General features: G+C 48.8%; 17 protein-coding genes and 1 tRNA gene. 10 read left to right on the top strand and 8 right to left on the bottom strand.

Features of this window, described 5'->3' with window-relative positions:
* Nucleotides 1–51 precede the first annotated feature (51 nt).
* From NQ544_RS07610 to NQ544_RS07595, 4 genes are all read right to left on the bottom strand, one after another.
* Nucleotides 52–798 (bottom strand): shikimate dehydrogenase family protein, encoded by a 747-nt coding sequence (locus NQ544_RS07610; RefSeq protein ID WP_006847236.1) that lies wholly within the window; start codon nucleotides 796–798, stop codon nucleotides 52–54.
* A 12-nt stretch (nucleotides 799–810) separates the two neighbouring features.
* Nucleotides 811–1,545: a bifunctional demethylmenaquinone methyltransferase/2-methoxy-6-polyprenyl-1,4-benzoquinol methylase UbiE gene (gene ubiE / locus NQ544_RS07605; RefSeq protein WP_006847237.1), complete on the bottom strand. Its 735-nt coding sequence runs from the start codon at nucleotides 1,543–1,545 to the stop codon at nucleotides 811–813.
* An 11-nt stretch (nucleotides 1,546–1,556) separates the two neighbouring features.
* The gene (locus NQ544_RS07600) at nucleotides 1,557–2,507 is read right to left on the bottom strand and encodes a phosphoribosylaminoimidazolesuccinocarboxamide synthase (protein WP_006847238.1); all 951 of its coding nucleotides are present in this window, start codon (nucleotides 2,505–2,507) and stop codon (nucleotides 1,557–1,559) included.
* A 79-nt stretch (nucleotides 2,508–2,586) separates the two neighbouring features.
* Nucleotides 2,587–3,573, bottom strand: a complete 987-nt coding sequence (locus NQ544_RS07595) for a PhoH family protein (RefSeq protein ID WP_022120453.1) — start codon at nucleotides 3,571–3,573, stop codon at nucleotides 2,587–2,589.
* Between the two features lie 232 nt (nucleotides 3,574–3,805).
* Here NQ544_RS07595 and NQ544_RS07590 point away from each other — a divergent pair, with 232 nt between their 5' ends.
* Nucleotides 3,806–4,681: a DUF5715 family protein gene (locus NQ544_RS07590; protein WP_040552874.1), complete on the top strand. Its 876-nt coding sequence runs from the start codon at nucleotides 3,806–3,808 to the stop codon at nucleotides 4,679–4,681.
* A 67-nt stretch (nucleotides 4,682–4,748) separates the two neighbouring features.
* Here NQ544_RS07590 and NQ544_RS07585 read toward each other — a convergent pair whose 3' ends face one another.
* The 3 genes from NQ544_RS07585 to NQ544_RS07575 form a co-directional block, all read right to left on the bottom strand.
* On the bottom strand, nucleotides 4,749–7,004 hold the full coding sequence (locus NQ544_RS07585) for a cation:proton antiporter (RefSeq protein ID WP_006847241.1): 2,256 nt from the start codon (nucleotides 7,002–7,004) through the stop codon (nucleotides 4,749–4,751).
* Nucleotides 7,005–7,150: 146 nt separating this feature from the next.
* Nucleotides 7,151–8,374, bottom strand: coding sequence for a peptidase T (gene pepT / locus NQ544_RS07580; RefSeq protein WP_006847242.1), 1,224 nt, complete (start codon nucleotides 8,372–8,374; stop codon nucleotides 7,151–7,153).
* Between the two features lie 34 nt (nucleotides 8,375–8,408).
* Nucleotides 8,409–8,482 (bottom strand) — tRNA-Arg (locus tag NQ544_RS07575).
* 258 nt (nucleotides 8,483–8,740) lie between these two features.
* Here NQ544_RS07575 and asnA point away from each other — a divergent pair.
* The gene (asnA, locus tag NQ544_RS07570) at nucleotides 8,741–9,778 is read left to right on the top strand and encodes an aspartate--ammonia ligase (protein ID WP_040552876.1); all 1,038 of its coding nucleotides are present in this window, start codon (nucleotides 8,741–8,743) and stop codon (nucleotides 9,776–9,778) included.
* A gap of 792 nt (nucleotides 9,779–10,570) precedes the next feature.
* Here the strand turns inward: asnA and NQ544_RS07565 are convergent.
* The gene (locus NQ544_RS07565) at nucleotides 10,571–12,487 is read right to left on the bottom strand and encodes a DNA polymerase III subunit gamma/tau (protein ID WP_006847245.1); all 1,917 of its coding nucleotides are present in this window, start codon (nucleotides 12,485–12,487) and stop codon (nucleotides 10,571–10,573) included.
* A gap of 68 nt (nucleotides 12,488–12,555) precedes the next feature.
* On the opposite strand from NQ544_RS07565, the gene NQ544_RS07560 reads away from it, so the two are divergent.
* The 8 genes from NQ544_RS07560 to NQ544_RS07525 all read left to right on the top strand — a co-directional run bounded on the left by NQ544_RS07560 (nucleotide 12,556) and on the right by NQ544_RS07525 (nucleotide 19,419).
* Nucleotides 12,556–12,903, top strand: coding sequence for an FtsB family cell division protein (locus NQ544_RS07560; RefSeq protein WP_006847246.1), 348 nt, complete (start codon nucleotides 12,556–12,558; stop codon nucleotides 12,901–12,903).
* On the top strand, nucleotides 12,887–13,312 hold the full coding sequence (locus NQ544_RS07555; RefSeq protein ID WP_006847247.1) for a hypothetical protein: 426 nt from the start codon (nucleotides 12,887–12,889) through the stop codon (nucleotides 13,310–13,312). The genes NQ544_RS07560 and NQ544_RS07555 overlap by 17 nt, the downstream gene beginning before the upstream one ends.
* Nucleotides 13,313–13,462: 150 nt before the next feature.
* Entirely contained in the window at nucleotides 13,463–14,287 is an 825-nt protein-coding gene (locus NQ544_RS07550; RefSeq protein WP_006847248.1) for a DUF4369 domain-containing protein, read from the top strand.
* Nucleotides 14,288–14,356: 69 nt separating this feature from the next.
* Nucleotides 14,357–15,691 (top strand): dihydroorotase, encoded by a 1,335-nt coding sequence (locus NQ544_RS07545; RefSeq protein ID WP_006847249.1) that lies wholly within the window; start codon nucleotides 14,357–14,359, stop codon nucleotides 15,689–15,691.
* 45 nt (nucleotides 15,692–15,736) lie between these two features.
* Entirely contained in the window at nucleotides 15,737–16,558 is an 822-nt protein-coding gene (locus tag NQ544_RS07540; RefSeq protein ID WP_006847250.1) for a vitamin B12 dependent-methionine synthase activation domain-containing protein, read from the top strand.
* The gene (locus NQ544_RS07535) at nucleotides 16,555–17,772 is read left to right on the top strand and encodes a metallophosphoesterase (protein ID WP_006847251.1); all 1,218 of its coding nucleotides are present in this window, start codon (nucleotides 16,555–16,557) and stop codon (nucleotides 17,770–17,772) included. The genes NQ544_RS07540 and NQ544_RS07535 overlap by 4 nt, the downstream gene beginning before the upstream one ends.
* A gap of 53 nt (nucleotides 17,773–17,825) precedes the next feature.
* On the top strand, nucleotides 17,826–18,584 hold the full coding sequence (locus tag NQ544_RS07530; protein WP_040552878.1) for a lysophospholipid acyltransferase family protein: 759 nt from the start codon (nucleotides 17,826–17,828) through the stop codon (nucleotides 18,582–18,584).
* A gap of 94 nt (nucleotides 18,585–18,678) precedes the next feature.
* Nucleotides 18,679–19,419, top strand: coding sequence for a polyprenol monophosphomannose synthase (locus NQ544_RS07525; RefSeq protein ID WP_006847253.1), 741 nt, complete (start codon nucleotides 18,679–18,681; stop codon nucleotides 19,417–19,419).
* Nucleotides 19,420–19,421 lie beyond the last annotated feature (2 nt).

The following is a 19,421-nucleotide window of genomic DNA, read 5'->3' as shown; positions in this document are numbered from 1 at the left end:
TGTTACTCATATTCTTACTTTGAACTTTGATCTTTGAACTTTATGATATGCTTATTTTTCCTGGTGCCAGAAATCCCATGATGCAAAGGCTTGCAACAAGAGCATTTCCAAGCCATTCTTTACTGTGGCTCCGTGTTCTTTGCCCTTCTTCATGAAGAGGGTTTCGTCGGGATTGTAGATGAGGTCGTAGAGCAGGGTGTGGCTGTCCATTGCCTCGTAAGGCAGCGCAGGACACTCGTCTACGTGTGGGTACATGCCCACTGGGGTACAGTTTACGATGACATTATACTCCTTGATAACCTCAGGGGTGATTTTTTCGTACTGGATAGTACCCGGACGCTCGTATCGACTCACGAAGGCTGTTTCCAGTCCGAGCGATTTCAGACCGAAGTTGATAGCCTTTGAAGCTCCGCCTGTACCCAGGATGAGAGCCTTCTTGTGATAAGGCTCGATATAAGGTTCGATGCTCTTGGTAAAACCGATTACATCGCTGTTATATCCTTTCAGATAAACATCTTCGCCTCTGTGCTCCACCTTGATCACGTTGACGGCTCCGATAGCATTCGCCTCAGGGCTTACCACGTCGAGATAGCTGATCACTTTCTCCTTATAAGGTATTGTGACATTGAGACCCTTTAGTTCAGGATTTGAGTCGAGAATCTCGGTAAGATTTTCGATAGAAGGTATCTCGAAGTTGATGTATTGGGCATCGATGCCCTCGTTCTCAAACTTTTCGTTGAAATAGTTTTTTGAGAACGAATGCCCCAGAGGGTAACCTATGAGTCCATACTTGTCCATAATATTTTTGTTTTATTTGGTTGCGAAATAGAGTGTGCAGATTCCGAAGGTGAGTCGCTTGAACTCTGCCTTTGCGAATCCTGCCTTTTTGAACACCTCCATCATGACCTCGCCCTGAGGGAATGCCTCGATGGTCTTGTTGAGATAACTGTAGGCGCTCTGGTCTTTGCTGATGAGTTTGCCATACATCGGCAAGACAGTGTTGCTGTAGATGCTGAACAGCTGCTTCATCGGGAAGCTGACCGGTGTGGTGAGTTCTACGATGCAGAGATGTCCGCCCTTTTTCAGTACCCGGCACATTTCCTTCAGTCCCTGGTCCAGGTTCTGGAAGTTCCTGATACCGAAGGCTGCGGTTACAGCGTCGAAGCTCTCGTCCTGGAACGAGAGGTTGAGGCAGTCTTCCTTGGCAAAGGAGATGGTGTTTTCCAGTCCCAGCTGCTTTACCTTCTGTCTGCCTATCTCCATCATGCCTTCCGAGATGTCTGCTCCGATCAGCTGGTCGGGATGTAGCATCTGTGCGGCTAGGATGGCGAAATCGCCGGTACCGGTAGCGATGTCGAGCATCTTTTTAGGAGAGAAGGGCGCAAGACGCCTGATTGCCTTCTTGCGCCATCCCTTATCGATATCCCACGAGAGACGGTGGTTCAGGGTATCGTAGGTAGGGGCGATGTTGTCGAACATCTCCTCTACCAGCTTGCCCTTGTCTCCTGTGCCCTCGTAGGGCTTTATCTGTTCTTGCTTATACATTTATATATAGTTTACTTGTGTGCAGCAAGCCACTCGCTTACGTTCTTCTCGATGCGGGCAGCGATGTCGCCTTCCTCTGCAGCCTTGTCAAACTTCTCGCCGGTGATGTGCTCGTAGAGTTCGATGTAGCGGTCGGATACGCTCTCTGCATACTCGTCGGTAATCTCTGGCATGGTCTGGCCTGGTTCGTTCATGAAGTTGTGCTCGATAAGCCACTGGCGAACGAACTCCTTAGAGAGCTGGCGCTGTGGTTCACCCTTCTCAAACTTCTCCTCGTAACCGTCAGCATAGAAGTAGCGGCTAGAGTCTGGAGTGTGGATCTCATCGATGAGATAAACCTTGCCGTCGCGCTTGCCGAACTCGTACTTGGTATCTACGAGGATCAAGCCCTGCTTGGCAGCGATTTCCTGACCACGGGCGAAGATGCGGCGTGTGTAGTCCTCCATCACAGCGTAATCCTCTGCACTAACAATACCCTGGGCGATGATCTCTTCCTTAGAGATATTCATGTCGTGACCCTCGTCAGCCTTTGTAGTAGGGGTGATGATAGGCTCTGGGAAACGCTGGTTCTCGCGCATACCGTCTGGCAACTTCACACCGCAGATCTCGCGGCAGCCCTTCTGATACTCGCGCCATGCACTACCGGTGAGGATAGAACGGATGATCATCTCCACGCGGAAACCTTCGCACTTCAAGCCTACAGTAACCATTGGGTCTGGAGTAGCCAACTTCCAGTTTGGACAGATGTCTGTAGTTGTGTCCAGGAACTTAGCTGCAATCTGATTGAGCACCTGTCCTTTGAAAGGGATACCCTTAGGCAGAACAACGTCGAACGCTGAGATTCTGTCGGTAGCGACCATCACGAGGAGGTCGTCGTTAATGTCATACACATCACGTACTTTACCGTGGTAAACACTCTTCTGTCCATCAAAATGGAAATCTGTCTTTGTTAATGCTTTCATTTTACTTTGAACTTTGAATTTTGAACTTTGAACTTTATGATATGCCTTGAGTAATCATTCTGTTCATTCTTAATTCTTATTATTTTGAATTATCTTTTTCTGCTTTCTGAGCTTCCCGTGCTTCCGCTCTCTCCTTGTCATACTTGTCGTATGCGTTGACGATGCGGGTTACGAGTTTGTGGCGCACGATATCCTTCTGTCCCAGCTTCACCACTCCGATACCTTCCACGCCGTCCAGAATCTTGAGCGCCTCTTTCAGTCCACTTCGCTGTTCACGTGGCAGGTCAATCTGTGTCAGGTCGCCGGTGATAATCATCTTGGTGTTCATACCCATACGGGTTAGGAACATGCGAATCTGTTGGGAGGTAGTGTTCTGCGCCTCGTCGAGGATGACGACGGCATCGCTGAGTGTGCGTCCGCGCATAAAGGCGAGCGGAGCAATCTGGATAATGTGCTTTTCCATCATATCCTGCAGCTTTACGGCAGGTATCATGTCTTCCAGCGCATCGTAGAGCGGCTGGAGGTATGGGTCAATTTTGTCTTTCATATCGCCAGGCAGGAAACCGAGCTTTTCGCCGGCTTCTACGGCTGGTCGTGAGAGGATGATTTTCTTGATGGCTTTCTCCTTGAGGGCCTTTACGGCAAGGGCGATGCTGAGATAGGTCTTGCCGGTACCGGCTGGTCCCACGGCAAATACCATGTCGTTCTTCTCGTAAGCATCTATCAGCTGCTGCTGGTTTTCGCTGCGGCTCTTGATAGGTCGGCCGCTGATGCTGTATACCAGCACGCCTTTCACGCTGTCCGCCTTGGTCTGTTTTCCTTTCACGATGTCCAGGATGTCTTCATCATTGAGCATGTTGTATTTAAGCAAGTGCTTGCGCATCTGCTCAATATCCTCTTCCACCTTTGCCATTTCCTCCTCGTCGCCGAGCACACGAATCACGTTGTCGCGTGCTACGATACGCAACTTAGGATACAGCGATTTAATCATCTGCAGGTGGGCATTGTTCACACCGTAGAACATCACTGGATCGATATCTTCGAGTACAATATGTTTCTCTATCAACATGTCTTAATTCTATAAAGTTTAAACTATCCTATCTAATATTTTGTTATATAACGCTGCAAAATTACTACTTTTCCATGAAATGAGCAAATTTCGGCGAATAAAACATTCTTTAAATATTAAAAAAGCTATTTTTTCGAGAGATTTTGTTACCTTTGCAGCTAAATTTGGCGATGCGGTTCCCGTTTTGCCTGAAGAATATAGAATATTATTTCGTGAAAATAAGATAATTATGAAGATTAGTAAGAACAGATATTTACAAGGTTTTGGTATTGTGGTTTTGCTTCTGGCACTGGTAAGAGTCATCTTCCCGGGAGTAGCAAAACCGAAGGTTGCGGCTGCTGGTGCGGCTGATTCTACATTAGTGGCTGCGAAGGATTCGGCTGCTTCTGATGCTTCTTCTGCTGAGATTTCTGATGCATCGGCTGATGCTGAAGGGAATGTGGCTGAGGACCTGAAGAAGGATGAACTCTCCGTTACGCCTGATACGGCACAGAGCGGAAAGCCTTCTATCTTCTTCGACAAGGATGGCAAGGAGGTGAAGCATCGCATCTTCTCGGTGCCTCATTTCGGCAATACTTTCCCCGACCAGCAGGATGTGCAGATTCTGGCGGCTACTAAGCATGGTGTGAAACCGGTACAGAACCGTCTGGAGGCGGAGAACAGCAAGGGCAAGCTGGTGTATGTGGGTAGCAATCCTTTCTTTTATGTCGACAAGCTGAACAACAGTATTCCTTACCTGGTGCCTCGTGCCTCTGTGCTGCTCCAGGATATCGGCCGTGCCTATTTTGATTCGCTGCAGATCAAGGGCATTCCGCTGCATAAGATTATCGTGACGAGTATTCTGCGCACCAAGGATGATGTGGCGAAACTGCGTACCCGAAACGGCAATGCTACTGAGAATTCGTGTCATCTCTATGGTACTACCTTCGATATCTGTTACAACCGCTACAAGCAGATTCAGACCCGTGAACAGCCTCGCCGCCAGGTGCAGAATGATACCCTGAAATGGGTGTTCTCCGAGGTGCTCCGCGATTTCCGCAACAAGAACCGCTGCTATATTAAATATGAGGTGAAGCAGGGCTGCTTCCATATCACCGTGAAGTAAATCCCTGGAAAATGTCTCCACACGCCCTTTCAGGGCGTATGGAGCTTACTTACGAAAGTTCTTTTGTTTAATTCTTGATTCTCTTCAAATCTGCTTCTTCTCCCACTATCCAGATAATGTCTCCCTTCTTGAAGACTCGGGTAGGGGATACGTGCGTCAGATTCTCCTGGCCTTCTTCCAGTCCTACAACCATGCAGTTGTACCGGTCTCTGATACCGCTTTCGATGAGCGTCTTGCCCAGGAATTCGCTGGAAGAAGAGATGATGAGCTGGCTGAGTTTCATCTCGCGCTTTTCTATTTCAGCCTCCTCAGGCAGCAGGTCGCTCTGCAGGGCGGTGTTGAATTTCTGCAGCTGGTCGTCGTTTCCGATTACCTGCAGTTTGTCGCCCGGGAAGATGATCATGTCGCCGTTCGGGATGTTCAGCCGGTGAGAGCCGCGGTGAATGCTGCTCAGGTCTACACCGAAACGCTGGCGCAGATGCAACTCTCTCAGCGATTTGCCAGTCCAACTGCTATCTTCAGGCACTTCAAATTCGCTGATGTGGATATCTCGGTCCAGCAGTCTGCCCTCGTAGAGCGGCCGCTTTTCGCCATTCACCTGAGCCGCAATATCGCGCGAGCGGAGGTTGTGAACGAAGACGCGCTCCATCACGATGCTACGCTTCTTGATGCGGCGGGAGGTTATCATCAGCATCACTACTGCTGCACCGATGCAGACAATCAGCGCATTGGTAAAGCGCGAGAGGAAATTGATGATGTAGAAGATGAAAGCCAGTGCTATCATAAAGCGCACGAACACCGTAAAGAGCAGCGGCACGCGGTTGATGCTGCTCTCCACCCAGAGGCGTTTCCACTCGGCACTGTGGTTCTTCTTCATCACGATGGCGCGCAGGAACGGTGAGATGAATAGGATGGTGAGCAGACCGGTGATAGCGTTGGCATACCAGTGGAGATGCCAGCCGGGCAGCAGATTGCGCATCAGTGGCAGCACGAAGGTGAACATCAGGGCGATGACGGCTGCCGAGAGGATAGAGTAGGCGGTGGTGTTGACCAGCATCTGGCGGATCAGCGATTTCCACTTGCTCTGCTGCTGCGTCTGGGGATGACTCATCGCGAAATGGTTCAGAATATGGATGAGCTTGTCGGGCAGATGTTTCTCCATCACCTGATAGGTAGGTGTGGCAAGACGGATCATATAAGGGGTGAGGAAGGTGGTGATGACGCTCACTGCTACCACTACCGGATAGAGGAACTTGCTGATGACGCCGAGCGACAGACCCAGCGAGGCGATGATGAAAGAGAACTCACCAATCTGGGCCATCGAGAAACCGCAGCGCATCGCCGACTTCAGCGACTCGCCTCCGAGCATGAAGCCGAAGGTGCCGAATATCGCCTGACCTACCAGTATCGTACCGACCAGGGCGAGGATAGGAACGGCATATTCTACCAGAATCTTCGGGTCTACCAGCATACCTACCGATACGAAGAAGATGGCTCCGAAGAGATTCTTTACCGGTTCTACGAGTTTGATAATTTTCTCTGCCTCAATGGTTTCTGCCAGTATGCTGCCCATAACGAAGGCTCCGAAGGCGCTGCTGAACCCCACCTTGGTGCTCAGTACCGCCATGCCGCAGCACAGACCCAGCGAAACGATGAGCAGGGTTTCGGCATTGATGAGTTTCCTCACCGAACGCAGGAACCACGGAATGGCGAAGATGCCCACGATAAACCACACGCCCAGGAAGAAGCCTATCTTCACGATAGAGGCAAGCATCTGCCCGCCGTCGGGACTGCTTCCGCTCGCTATCGCCGACAGCATCACCATCATCACGATAGCCAGGATATCTTCCAGTATCAGTACGCTCATCACCATCGAGGCAAACTTCTGGGTGCGCAGCCGCATATCATCGAATGCCTTATATATAATAGTGGTGGAGCTCATGGCGAGCATACCGCCCAGGAAGATGCAGTCCATCCTTCCCCAGCCGAAGCCGTGGCCTACGCTGATGCCCAGCATCATCATGCAGAACACGATAACCACGGTGGCGATGATGGGAGAAGCGCCCATCTTCACGATTTTCTTGAACGAGAAGTCGAGACCGAGCGAGAAGAGGGTGAAGATGACACCGATGTCGGCCCAGGTCTGGATATCCGTCTCGTCGACTACCGACATGGTGTAGGGCATGTGTGGCGAAACCAGGAATCCCGCCATGATGTATCCCAGCACCAGCGGCTGCTTGAGCCTCTTGAAAATGAGGGTTACGATGCCTGCCACCATCAGGATGAGGGCAAGGTCTTTTACTAAAAATGGAATTTCTGCCATTAGTTATAGTTTATAGTTTATAATTTATAGTTTATAGCGACATCGCTTAAAGTAGGGGGAAGCTGATAAAAATAATAGTTTATAGTAAATAGAAATTCTTCTTTGCAGCAAGAATGCCCTATTAACTATAAACTATTAACTATAAACTAATCATTAAATTCTTCTGTGATTTCCGCTATCTTCACGATGGTCTTCACTACCTTCTCCATTACCTGGATGCTCACAAACTCGTGAGGGCCGTGGAAGTTGACACCGCCGGCGAAGATGTTAGGACAAGGCAGACCCTTGAAGCTCAGCTGGGCTCCGTCGGTACCGCCGCGGATAGGTTCTACGCGAGGTGAAACGCCGCTCTCCTGCATCGCTCTGAGCACGATGTCGATGACGTGCATGTTAGGATCAATCTTCTCCTTCATGTTATAGTACTGGTCGTAGATAACCGCCTTTACGGTTCCGTCGCCATACTTCTCGTTCATCTTGTTTACGCAGTCCTCGATGAAATCCTTGCGGCTTTCAAACCTGTTGCGGTCGTGATCTCGGATGATGTAGCTGAGCTTTGCCTCCTCGCAGCGACTCTCGATGCCGATGAGGTGGTAGAAACCCTGGTAGCCTTCAGTCTGCTCAGGAGTCTCGTTCTCAGGAATCATGTTCTGGAATTCCACAGCCAGTCGGCTTGCATTCACCATCTTTCCCTTGGCATAGCCTGTATGAACGCTCACGCCCTTGATGATGATTTTAGCTCCGGCAGCATTGAAGTTCTCGTATTCCAGGTCGCCCAGGTCGCCGCCATCTACGGTGTAAGCCCAGTCGCAGCCAAACTTCTCTACGTCGAAATGATGTGCACCCATACCGATTTCCTCGTCAGGATTGAAGCCTACTCGGATGTCGCCGTGCTTGATTTCGTCGTGGTCGCGCAGATAGCACATAGCCTGTACGATTTCAGCGATGCCCGCCTTGTCGTCAGCACCCAGCAGGGTAGTACCGTCTGTCACGATGATATCCTCTCCCTTGTGAGCCTTCAGCTCTGGGAAAGTCTCAACGCTTGAGATGATGCCCGGGCTCAGCTCGATGTCGTTGCCGTCATAGTTCTTGATGACGCGCGCCTTTACATCCTTTCCGCTGGCATCAGGCGATGTATCCATGTGTGAAATAAATCCGATGGTAGGAGTCTTTTTCTTGGTATTGCTCTTCAGAGTGGCATAGATATAGCCCATGTCATCCAATTCGACATCGCTCAGTCCTTCGTCCTCAAGTTCCTTCTTCAGGTACTTGGCAAATTCGAGCTGTTTTGCCGTACTAGGCACGCTGGTCGATTCTTCGCTCGACTGTGTGTCGAATTTCGTATAGTTTATAAATCGTTCTACTAAATCCATGTTTTCAATTATTAATCATTTCTGTTGTTTCGGGTGATCTCGGTGGGATTCAAACCCACGACCTTCAGAACCGGAATCTGACGCTCTATTCAGCTAAGCTACGAGACCTTCTTTTCTGCTGCCCGTTTCTCCGGTTGTATGACATCGAAACGGGAAGTCGACTGCAAAATTACTGCTTTTATTTGAAATAACCAAATATTTGGGGCAGATTTTTTCATATATATAATGTGTATTTGCAAATTGTTCTACAAAATGCTACTAAAAAACTTAAAAATGCTATCATTTTGCGAAAAAATACGGAAAAATGCTTGCAGATTAATTATTATTTTGTACCTTTGCAGCGCAAATACTAAATATGAAATAAAAATGAGCAATTTGATAAAACCTGAAGGGTACAAGGCGCTGCTGGATATGCGCCAGACCGAAATGGGTATTAAAATGATCAAAGAATTCTTCCAGCAAAACCTGAGCACCGAGCTCCGTCTGCGTCGCGTTACCGCTCCACTCTTCGTATTGAAGGGTCTTGGTATCAATGATGACCTGAACGGCGTAGAGCGCCCTGTAAGTTTCCCTATCAAGGATTTGGGCGAAGCCCAGGCTGAGGTGGTTCATTCTCTTGCCAAATGGAAGCGACTGACGCTTGCTGAGTATGAGATTGAGCCTGCTTATGGCGTATATACAGATATGAACGCCATCCGTGCTGACGAGGAGCTGGATAATCTTCATTCGCTCTATGTTGACCAGTGGGACTGGGAGGCTGTGATTACCAAGGAAGACCGTACCATCGCCTTCCTCGAGAATATCGTGCGCCGCATCTATGGTGCCATCTTGCGTACCGAGTTCCTGGCTTGCGAGCATTATCCTCAGCTGAAGCCTTTCCTGCCTAAGGATATTCATTTTATTCATGCGCAGGATTTGCTCGATATGTATCCAGACCTTTCTCCTAAGGAGCGTGAGGATGCTATCTGCAAGAAGTATGGCGCTGTATTTGTAGAGGGCATCGGAGGCAAGTTGAGCGATGGCAAGAAGCATGATGGCCGAGCTCCTGACTATGATGACTGGAGCACCGTGGCTGAGAACGGCAAGATGGGACTGAATGGTGATATCCTCATCTGGTATCCTGTTCTGGGTCGCAGTTTCGAGCTCAGTTCTATGGGTATCCGTGTTGACAAGGAGAGTCTGCTGCGTCAGCTTAAGCTGGAGGGCAAGGAGGATAGAGAGAAGCTTTACTTCCATCAGCAGCTCCTGAACGACAAGTTGCCTCTGAGCATTGGTGGCGGTATCGGCCAGAGCCGTCTGTGTATGGTATTGCTGCATAAGGCTCACATTGGTGAGATCCAGGCTAGCATCTGGTCTGAGGAGATGCGCAAGGAGGCTGAGGAAGCGGGCATGAACCTTATCTAAGGCTTTCTGACGGTGCGTCATGGTGTATACTTTGATGTGCTGCATATTCAGTTGATCTTTTTAAGATAATAATAATTTGCTTACGAAGGCTCCCGGTGCGTTTCTGCATCGGGGGCTTTTTTTTGTTGTGTGTCGGGTATGACACTAGCCTAGTTGGTTCAAATTCCCCAGAACGCCCCGTTTCTGCCGTTTTCGGGGTCTTCATTGATGACCGGCGTCTGCCATCATTTATAACCCGTGTTGGTCTTAATAGAAGACTCGAGCGAGGCACAAAAGACTGTTCTTTCGATTGCCGGTGCAAAGATATGAAGATTTCTGGTATCTACCAAATTTAGACATGTGATAAGGAGCGATTTTCAGCAGCTTACGATTTGAAACTTAGTAAAGAGAAATAACTCTATGTTTCATGGGACGCATCTCTATGTTTTGCGGTGTAGAAAACTATGTTTTGCGCTATAAACCAGTATATTACAAAGTAATAACCGATTACGTGGAACGTATTCAGTATTCAGTATTCAGTTTTTTTCGCTGTTGTTACCACTCTCTGTATAGATAGTATATTATATATATATAATAATATATATATATAATATAAAATAATTACTTACAATTTGTAACCGTATAAAAGGTAACTATCGCGAAAAAAACTGAATACTGAATACTGAATAACCTCTTGGGGCATCATACGCCCGGGTATAATGGCAGCATTTGGGGGAAGATAGTACTAGTTTCTCCACTCCGTATAGGTTGTTCTACATGGAGTGGAGAATTTCGTATCGTGTGGAGTATCTTCTATGTCATGACCAGATCCAGGTCCTTTGTGAGTTTTTTCATTGCAGGGTTCTTCTCCATAAGAAGTTCCAGAACTTCATTCTTGGTCAGAACCTTGCCTACCTCTTCCTGGTCGGCAAGGCGGTAACTGATGCTCAGTTCGCTGTTGTGAAGACTTAAGACGAAAGTCTTGAGAATGCGGTTCTTGATGTTCAAAATGTCGTCTAGTAAGAGCTGGTTGTTGATGATAACCTCTATCTGCGGATAGTTGGTTATCTTCGGTACGATACTCTTCATGCGGTTGGCTAATCCTATGAAATCCAGCTTGTTCTGCATTCTCATGCACATACTGAACCATGTTGCTTCCACCTGCTCCTGGGTGAACTCGTTCTGGTCGCCCGTGATGGTCGCTTTTTCCTCATTGGTATCATCATACGGACTGTGCAGGCGGCGCTGGTTCTCCTCCTTCTTCTTCAGGTTAGAGAAAGTCATGCCTATGCCTCCCAGCTTGATATTCTTGAGTCGTGGCTTGTGAGGCGATGCAGCATCAGTAGCAGCTCCGGCAGCGGCTGAGCCTTCTGGAGAGGCAGATGCGGCTGCGGTGGCAGATGCAGAATAAGATGCAGCATTGGATGCTGCAGAAGCGGCTGTCGGTGCCCCTGACGAAGGCACAGCAGTAGCTGTAGCAGCAGACGCTCCCGGCTGTGATGACCGGTTTTCGCTGCTGCCAGAAGGCTCAGAACCTGCACCCTGAGAGGCAAGCTTAGACTGAGCCAGGAGTTTCTGAAACAGGGATTTTAATCTATTGGGCGTACGCCCCGCACTAGGCACATCCTGATCCTCGGGCTGCGTAATCTGGCCTATCTGTATCAGGGTGAGCTCTACCAGTAATCGCTTGTTGCTGCTGGCGCGGTAATGGATATCGCACTGGTTCATCAGTTCCAGCGCCTTATATAAGAAAGGTGTAGGTGCCTTCTGGGCCTGAGCCTGGAACTTGGCTTTCTGGTCGTCGCTGGTTTCGAGCAGAGGCAGGGTCTGAGGATCCTTCGCCATCATCACATTGCGCACATGCTGGGCAAGACCCTGTATCATGTTGCCGCCATCGAAACCGCGGTTCAGAATGCCGTCGAGTGTTACCATCATCTCGGCCACCTTATTCTCCAGAGCCAGGTCTACCAGACGGAAATAGTTGTCGCTGTCGAGCACGTTCAGGTCCTCGATCACCTTCTGGTAAGTGATGTTGCCCATGCAGAAGCTGGCAGCCTGGTCGAAGATAGAGAGGGCATCGCGCATACCTCCGTCAGCCTTTTCGGCTATCACGGCGAGCGCCTGCTCTTCATATTGTATGCCTTCCTTCTCAGCCACCATCTTCAGGTGGTTGATGGTGTTGGCTACCGTCATTCGCTCGAAGTCGTAAATCTGGCATCGGCTCAGGATGGTAGGCAGAATCTTATGCTTCTCGGTAGTGGCGAGGATGAAGATGACATGCTGAGGTGGCTCTTCCAGCGTCTTGAGAAAGGCGTTGAAGGCAGCTGTAGAGAGCATGTGGACCTCATCGATGATAAACACTTTATACTTGCCCACCTGAGGCGGAATGCGGGTCTGCTCCATCAGAACCTTAATCTGGTCAACACCGTTGTTGCTGGCGGCATCCAGCTCGAAGATGTTGTAGGAACGCTGCTCATTGAAGGCACGGCAGCTCTCACATTCGTTGCATGCCTCGCCGTCTTCACGAGGGTGCTCGCAGTTGATTGCCTTCGCAAAAATGCGGGCACAAGTGGTTTTGCCCACACCTCTCGGACCGCAGAAAAGATAGGCGTGCGCCAGCTTGCCGCTCTTCACTGCATTCTTCAAAGTGGTGGTCAATGCACTCTGTCCGACAACCGAATCGAAGGTCATCGGACGGTACTTTCTTGCAGAAACTATATACTCTTCCATTATTTTTTCTTAATTGATGATGCAAAGATAACAAAAAAATATTATCTTTGCAAACAAATTCGGAAGAAATGAGTAAAAAACTTGGTATTATATGGAATTATCTCGCTCATTATAAGTATCTTATAGTGATTGTAGCGGGTGTTCTGGTAGTTGGTGTAGTTGACGACAACAGTGTAAGACAGCACATTAAGTACCAGATAGAGATAGCTACGCTCCGTTCGGAGATAGAAAAGTATCGTGAGCAGTATGAAAACGACAAGCATACCCTGCGCGATATGCAGCATGGTGCGCGGGCATTTGAGAAGATAGCCCGCCAGCGTTATTTCATGAAGACTGATGATGAAGACATCTTTGTATTGAGTTCGGATATTCCGGAAAAAACTAACGAACAAGACGAAAATGAAACAATTGAGTAAACTGGAAAGTGCTATTTTCTTGCTGGGCGGCGTGCTGATGGTTGTCGGTGCGGCTTGCTTCGCATTTGGTTTTTCACATCCGCAGCTGGTGCAGGTAACGAGCTGGGGGTTCCTGCTGGGCACCATACTCTTCAGTGTAATGCAGGCGATGCAGTTCTATGAGGGACCTTCGCTGGTTATCCACCGCCTGAAGCGCATGCAGTATGTAGCAGACATCTTTTTCGTGCTCTCAGGCATCTCGATGGTAGATACGGTGTATGCTTTCCTGCGCCGCTGGTTTGAGAATTATGAGACCTATATCACCTATTTCTATAATAAGTGGGTAGTCTTCCTCCTCATCGCAGCCCTGCTGGAACTGTATACCACGCATCGCATCTCTCATGAACTGAAGAAGGAAAACAATCAGTAATATAGAAAGGACGAGTAAAAAGCTTTCGGTGGCCAATAGGAGTGCAAACAAAACATAAATCTTGTAAGAATGAATTAAATTGCAGCAATTTATTTCGTCAGTTCAAATTAAGATTGTACTTTTGTTCACCGAAAGTGATATAGATAGCTTATGAATAGAATATTTTACGCATTCATTGCCTTGATGGCACTTGCATCTTGTGCCAACAGTTACGAAATCTCGGGTACTTCTAATGTAAGTACTCTGGACGGACGCATGCTGTACCTTAAGATACTGGAAAACAACGATTTCAAGAACGTGGATTCTTGCGATGTAGTGCACGGACAGTTCCATTTTCAGGGTTCTGTCGACTCTATGAAGATGGCGAATATCTTCATGGATGATGACCCTGTGCTGCCGCTGGTGCTGGAGAGTGGAAGCATTACGGTGAAGCTCGATGATACACAGCAGGTGGTAAGCGGTACGCCTATGAACGATAAACTCTTCGGATTCTTCAAGAAATACCAGCAGATTCAGAATCAGTTGCGCGAACTGGTGCACAAGCACGACCAGGCTATCATGAACGGTAGCGATATGGTGGCTGTCAACAAGCGGCTGAACGAGGAATCCATCCGCCTCTCTGAGCAGGAAGACAAGCTCATCACTTCGTTTGTTACCGACAACTTCAACAATGTGCTGGGACCGGGCGTCTTCTTCCTCGTTACAATGGGCAACCAGTATCCGATGCTCTCTCCTTGGATTGAGGATATCATGAGCAAGGCTACCGACTATTTCAAGAATGATCCTTATGTAAAGGACTATTATAAGAAAGCTCAAGAGAATCAGGAGATTATGAACGGTACACGAGATGCGCAGAGCGGCATGCTGCCAGAGATGGAAGCGGCTCCACAGGTAAATCCTGATGCGGCTCCGGCACCTACAGCCAACGAACTGGCTGCGCCTACGATTCCTGAAAAACAGGAAGGTCAGGAATAAAAACAGGACTCTTTCAAGGTCTTGGGCATTAACATCTTGTAAAACTCTTCATTTTATAAGTTTAGTAATATGAAATTAATCAAGAATGGAACCATTATAAATGAGGGTCGCTCTTTTGTGGGCGACCTCTTGTTGGATGGTGAATTTATCAAGGAGATATATGAAGGCGAGGCACCCCGTGGCAATTACGATGAAGTCATCGATGCCTCGGGGTGTTTTGTTTTGCCGGGTGTGATTGATGATCATGTTCACTTCCGTGAGCCGGGACTTACGCAGAAGGCTGACATCGAGAGCGAAAGCCGCGCTGCTGCCTTTGGTGGTGTGACCAGTTATTTTGAGATGCCCAACACGGTACCTCAGACTACCACTCTGGAGGCCTGGCAGGCAAAGCGGCAGCTGGGCGCTGAGAAGAGTCATGTGAACTACAGTTTCTTCTTTGGTGCTACCAATGGTAATGTAAATGATTTTGAGCAGCTCGATACGCATCGTGTACCGGGCGTCAAGCTCTTTATGGGCTCCAGTACAGGCAATATGCTGGTGGATAAATATGAGGCGCTGCAGGCTATCTTCAAGAAGGCGAAAGAGCTGGATTTGCCGGTGATGACCCACTGTGAGGATACCGAAATCATTAACCGCAACATGCAGCTGGCTAAGCAGAAATGGGGTGAGGACCCTGCCGTAGAACATCATCCGGAAATACGCAGCGAGGAGGCTTGCTATGAAAGCAGCCGTCTGGCGGTGCAGCTGGCTAAGGAAAGCGGGGCGCATCTCCATATCGCCCACGTTACTACGGCTAAGGAATTGGAGTTCTTTGGTAAGGATGAAAATATTACAGGCGAGGCGGTTGTGGCTCATCTCATGTTCTCGGATAAAGATTACGCTGTGAAGGGCGCACGCATCAAATGCAACCCTGCAGTAAAGACCGATGCTGACCGCGAAGCTTTGCGTAAGGCGCTGGGTAATGGAAAGATAACGGTAGTAGGTACCGATCATGCTCCTCATCAGTTGAAGGATAAACAGGGCGGTTGTGCCAAGGCTGCATCAGGTATGCCAATGGTACAGTTCTCGCTGGTAAGCATGCTGAAACTTGTTGACGAAAAGGTAATCAGTATCGAGCGCCTGGTTGAACTGATGTGCCATAATCCAGCCCGTCTGTTCCATATCAGTCAGCGCGGCTTCCTGCGTCCGGGTTATAAGGCAGATGTCGTTGTGGTGCGCAAGGGAGAGCCTTGGAAGGTGACTGCAGAGGTGATTCAGAGCAAGTGTAAATGGAGCCCTGTAGAGGGTGATGAGTTTGCATGGAAAGTGGAACAGACTTTCTGTAACGGTAGTCTTATCTACGACAAAGGCGTGTTTGATGCCGCCAGCAGAGGAGAAGAACTGGAGTTCAGAAACAATTCCTGAAAAAGGAAAATCTTACGAGGATTGTAAAATAAAATATCGTATCGGATGCGAAGAATAGTATACAATATAAGCGAAATTGAGCCATATATCAACTGGCTATACTTTTATCATGCCTGGGGATTGAGCGGCAAACCTCGAGAGGAAAAGGAAAAACTGAAGGCAGAGGCGCTCGATATGCTCCATTCATGGGAAGGCGAATATCATACCTATGCCCTCTTCGGACTCTTCGAGGCGAACAGCAAGGGGGATGATATCTGGCTGGAAGGGCAGAAAGTCCGCTTCCCGATGCTCCGTCAGCAGCATCCGGCGGCTCAGGGAGAACCCAATCTCTGTCTGGCTGATTTCATCCGTCCTCTGGGCAGTGGAATAACAGACCGGCTGGGTATCTTCTGCACGACGGTAGATGGCGGTCTGGAGAAGAAATATCGCTCGGACGACTACCTCAATATGATGGCACAGACACTCTGCGACCGGTTGGCTGAAGCCACGGCAGAGAAGTTGCACGAAGAGGTGAGACGCAGCATCTGGGGCTATGCTCCCGACGAGCAGCTGAGCATCGAAGACCAGCATCTGGAGCGCTATCAGGGCATCCGTCCGGCTATAGGATATCCTTCGCTGCCCGATACCAGTGCCAACTTCATCATCGACCAGCTCATCGATATGAGTCAGGTGGGCATCCGGCTCACCACAAGCGGAATGATGACGCCTCATGCCAGTGTCTCGGGGCTGATGTTTGCACATCCCAAGTCGCGGTATTTCGAACTGGGACGGATAGGAGACGACCAGCTTCGCGACTATGCACAGCGCAGAGGAGTGCCCGTGCAGGCAATGAAAACGTATCTTCAATCAAGTTTGATCAAGAAATGATAGCAAGAATATTGATACCCGTAGTGGTGTTCACCCTGTTGCCGTATCTGTGGATATATAAAAGGTATGGCAAGTTACGGCTGAAGAGTCTCTGGCAGCGGGTGCTCTTCTGGTTGCCGGCTTTCGTGGTTATCGCCTACAGCGCGTATATCACGATGCTGCCCAACTTCCTGCCACGCAATCCGGTGCTCATCGACATCTGGTTTATGATGATGGCAGTATGTGCGGTTCCGCAGTTTGTCTTCAGCCTGTTCAGTGTCTTCGGTTGGTGCTGTATGCGGCTCCTTCACGGCCATCGCAACTGGGGCAAGCTCCTCGGACTGGTAGTGGGAGCGGTGGCGTTCTTCTGCTTTATCTACGGATTTACCGAAGGTTTTCCTAAGATGCAAGTCAAGCGTATCACCATCTATGTACCTAATCTGCCGAAGTCTTTCGAGGGCTATCGCATCGTTCAGTTCAGCGATATCCATCTCGGGTCATACTATGGCTGGCGTGGTCATCTGCCTCAGCGCGATATCGACAGCATTAATGCCGAAAAACCTGATCTGATTTGCTTTACGGGTGATTTACAGAATGTTACGCCCGATGAACTGCCTGAGTATCAGGCGCTGCTCAGCAGTCTGAAAGCCAGAGATGGCGTGATGAGTGTGCTGGGCAATCACGATTACACCTATTATATGGATGTAGATGATGAGCAGGAGATAGCTGCGTTCGAGAAGCGGATGCAGGACTTCCAGCGGAGTTGCGGATGGCGCCTGCTGATGAATGAGCATGTGGCGGTGCATAGAGGCGCTGACAGCATCTATGTAGCTGGTACAGAGAACTATGACAAACCAAAGCGAACCAACGTAAGGAAGGCGCTGTATGGCATCAGACCAGGCTCTTTCGTGCTGATGCTGCAGCATATTCCGAAGCAATGGCGCGAGACCTGGCCTTCTACTATTAATAAGGAGAAGGATGAGGATGGCGATGTGATAGGACCTGACAGGAAGGATTCGCTGGTTGTAGCACCGCAGCTTACATTGAGCGGTCATACGCATGCGGGGCAGATCAGTATCCTGGGCTTGCGTCCGTCGATGTTTACTCCCTATGATTACGGCCTCTTCGAGGAGGAGGGTTGCCAGCTCTATACCACATCGGGTCTGGGCGGTACCGTTCCAATCCGCATAGGGGCTACGGCAGAAATCGTGGTCATCACACTCAAAAGAAAATGAGGAGTGTTGAATGTTAAATGTTGAGTGTTAAATTATTCATTCTTAAATAAAAAATGAAGTACTTATATCGTCTGTATCAGCTTGTAATATGCTTGCCTATCCTTTTGGTAGCTAGCGTTTTAACCAGTCTATCTACCGTTTTGGGATGTATGCTGGGCAATGGTCATTTCTGGGGCTATTATCCCGGCAAGTATTGGTCCTGGCTTTGGGTCCGCATCCTCCTCCTGCCTGTAAAGGTGGAGGGACGTGAGCATCTCAAGAAGAACCAGAGTTATGTTTTCGTGGCCAATCATCAGGGCGCTTTCGATATTTTCCTGATATACGGTTTCCTGGGCAGAAACTTCAAGTGGATGATGAAGAAGGGCTTGCGCAAAGTACCTCTCATCGGTATCGCCTGTGAGTATGCGCACCACATCTTTGTAGACAAGAGCGGACCTTCTAAGATCCGTGCTTCTTATGACCGTGCTCGCGAGGTGCTTAAAGAGGGCATGTCGCTGGTGGTATTCCCAGAGGGTGCCCGTTCGTTTACGGGGCACATGGGCATGTTCCGCCGCGGTGCTTTCATGCTTGCCGATGAACTGCAGTTGCCGGTATGTCCGCTTACTATCAATGGCAGTTTTGATGTGAAGCCTCGCATGAAGGACATCTACTGGGCTTTCTGGCATCCTCTGAAGCTCACCATCCATGAGCCTATCGAGCCGATAGGCAAGGGAGCTGACAATATCAAGAACCTGATGAACAAGAGCTATGAGGCGATCATGAACGGACTTGACAAGAAATATCAGGGGTTTGTAGAGAATCCGGACCAATAATTTCGGGTTTTTGCTTGTTATTTCAAAAATAAGTTGTAATTTTGCATCTGTATTACATTATATAGAATCAGAATCATTAAAATTAGAAGAAGTTATGAGTGATAGCATAGTAATCATTCCTACATATAATGAGAAGGAAAACATCGAGAAAATCATCCGTGCTGTCTTCGGTCTCGAAAAGCAGTTTGATATCCTCGTTATCGATGACGGAAGTCCTGACGGTACTGCTGCCATTGTTAAGGGCTTGATGGCTAATGAGTTTGCCGGTCGTCTGCATATCCTGGAGCGTTCGGGTAAACTCGGTTTGGGTACTGCCTATATCATGGGCTTCAAATGGTCATTGAAGCAGGGCTATGACTTCATCTTCGAGATGGATGCCGACTTCAGTCATGATCCTAATGATTTGCCTCGTCTCTATGCGGCAACTCACGATGAGGGGTATGATGTGGCTGTAGGCTCAAGATATATTTCGGGTGTGAACGTGGTCAACTGGCCTATCGGACGCGTATTGATGAGCTATTTCGCTTCTAAATACGTACGTATCGTAACCGGATTTAAGGTGAATGATACCACAGCTGGATTCGTCTGCTACCGACGTAAGGTATTGGAAACCATAGATTTGGATGCTATCCGCTTCAAGGGCTATGCTTTCCAGATAGAGATGAAATATACGGCTCATCGAATAGGTTTCAAGATCAAGGAGGTGCCTGTCATCTTTGTTAACCGTCGTGAAGGTGTGAGCAAGATGAGTGGTGGCATCTTTGGTGAGGCTTTCTTTGGCGTGATGCGACTGCGCCTGGATGGCTGGTTCAAGAAATATCCGAAGAAGGATTAATA

The organism is Segatella copri DSM 18205 (assembly GCF_025151535.1).
In the GTDB taxonomy this organism is placed as follows: domain Bacteria; phylum Bacteroidota; class Bacteroidia; order Bacteroidales; family Bacteroidaceae; genus Prevotella; species Prevotella copri.
This window is presented reverse-complemented; position numbering and strand designations above follow the sequence as displayed.

Excerpts from the sequence above, each read along its gene's own strand:
- NQ544_RS07610 (WP_006847236.1), bottom strand. The coding sequence starts at position 798 with ATGGACAAGTATGGACTCATAGGTTACCCTCTGGGGCATTCGTTCTCA.
- ubiE (WP_006847237.1), bottom strand. The coding sequence starts at position 1,545 with ATGTATAAGCAAGAACAGATAAAGCCCTACGAGGGCACAGGAGACAAG.
- NQ544_RS07600 (WP_006847238.1), bottom strand. The coding sequence starts at position 2,507 with ATGAAAGCATTAACAAAGACAGATTTCCATTTTGATGGACAGAAGAGT.
- NQ544_RS07590 (WP_040552874.1), top strand. The coding sequence starts at position 3,806 with ATGAAGATTAGTAAGAACAGATATTTACAAGGTTTTGGTATTGTGGTT.
- NQ544_RS07585 (WP_006847241.1), bottom strand. The coding sequence starts at position 7,004 with ATGGCAGAAATTCCATTTTTAGTAAAAGACCTTGCCCTCATCCTGATG.
- pepT (WP_006847242.1), bottom strand. The coding sequence starts at position 8,374 with ATGGATTTAGTAGAACGATTTATAAACTATACGAAATTCGACACACAG.
- asnA (WP_040552876.1), top strand. The coding sequence starts at position 8,741 with ATGAGCAATTTGATAAAACCTGAAGGGTACAAGGCGCTGCTGGATATG.
- NQ544_RS07565 (WP_006847245.1), bottom strand. The coding sequence starts at position 12,487 with ATGGAAGAGTATATAGTTTCTGCAAGAAAGTACCGTCCGATGACCTTC.
- NQ544_RS07560 (WP_006847246.1), top strand. The coding sequence starts at position 12,556 with ATGAGTAAAAAACTTGGTATTATATGGAATTATCTCGCTCATTATAAG.
- NQ544_RS07555 (WP_006847247.1), top strand. The coding sequence starts at position 12,887 with ATGAAACAATTGAGTAAACTGGAAAGTGCTATTTTCTTGCTGGGCGGC.
- NQ544_RS07550 (WP_006847248.1), top strand. The coding sequence starts at position 13,463 with ATGAATAGAATATTTTACGCATTCATTGCCTTGATGGCACTTGCATCT.
- NQ544_RS07545 (WP_006847249.1), top strand. The coding sequence starts at position 14,357 with ATGAAATTAATCAAGAATGGAACCATTATAAATGAGGGTCGCTCTTTT.
- NQ544_RS07540 (WP_006847250.1), top strand. The coding sequence starts at position 15,737 with ATGCGAAGAATAGTATACAATATAAGCGAAATTGAGCCATATATCAAC.
- NQ544_RS07535 (WP_006847251.1), top strand. The coding sequence starts at position 16,555 with ATGATAGCAAGAATATTGATACCCGTAGTGGTGTTCACCCTGTTGCCG.
- NQ544_RS07530 (WP_040552878.1), top strand. The coding sequence starts at position 17,826 with ATGAAGTACTTATATCGTCTGTATCAGCTTGTAATATGCTTGCCTATC.
- NQ544_RS07525 (WP_006847253.1), top strand. The coding sequence starts at position 18,679 with ATGAGTGATAGCATAGTAATCATTCCTACATATAATGAGAAGGAAAAC.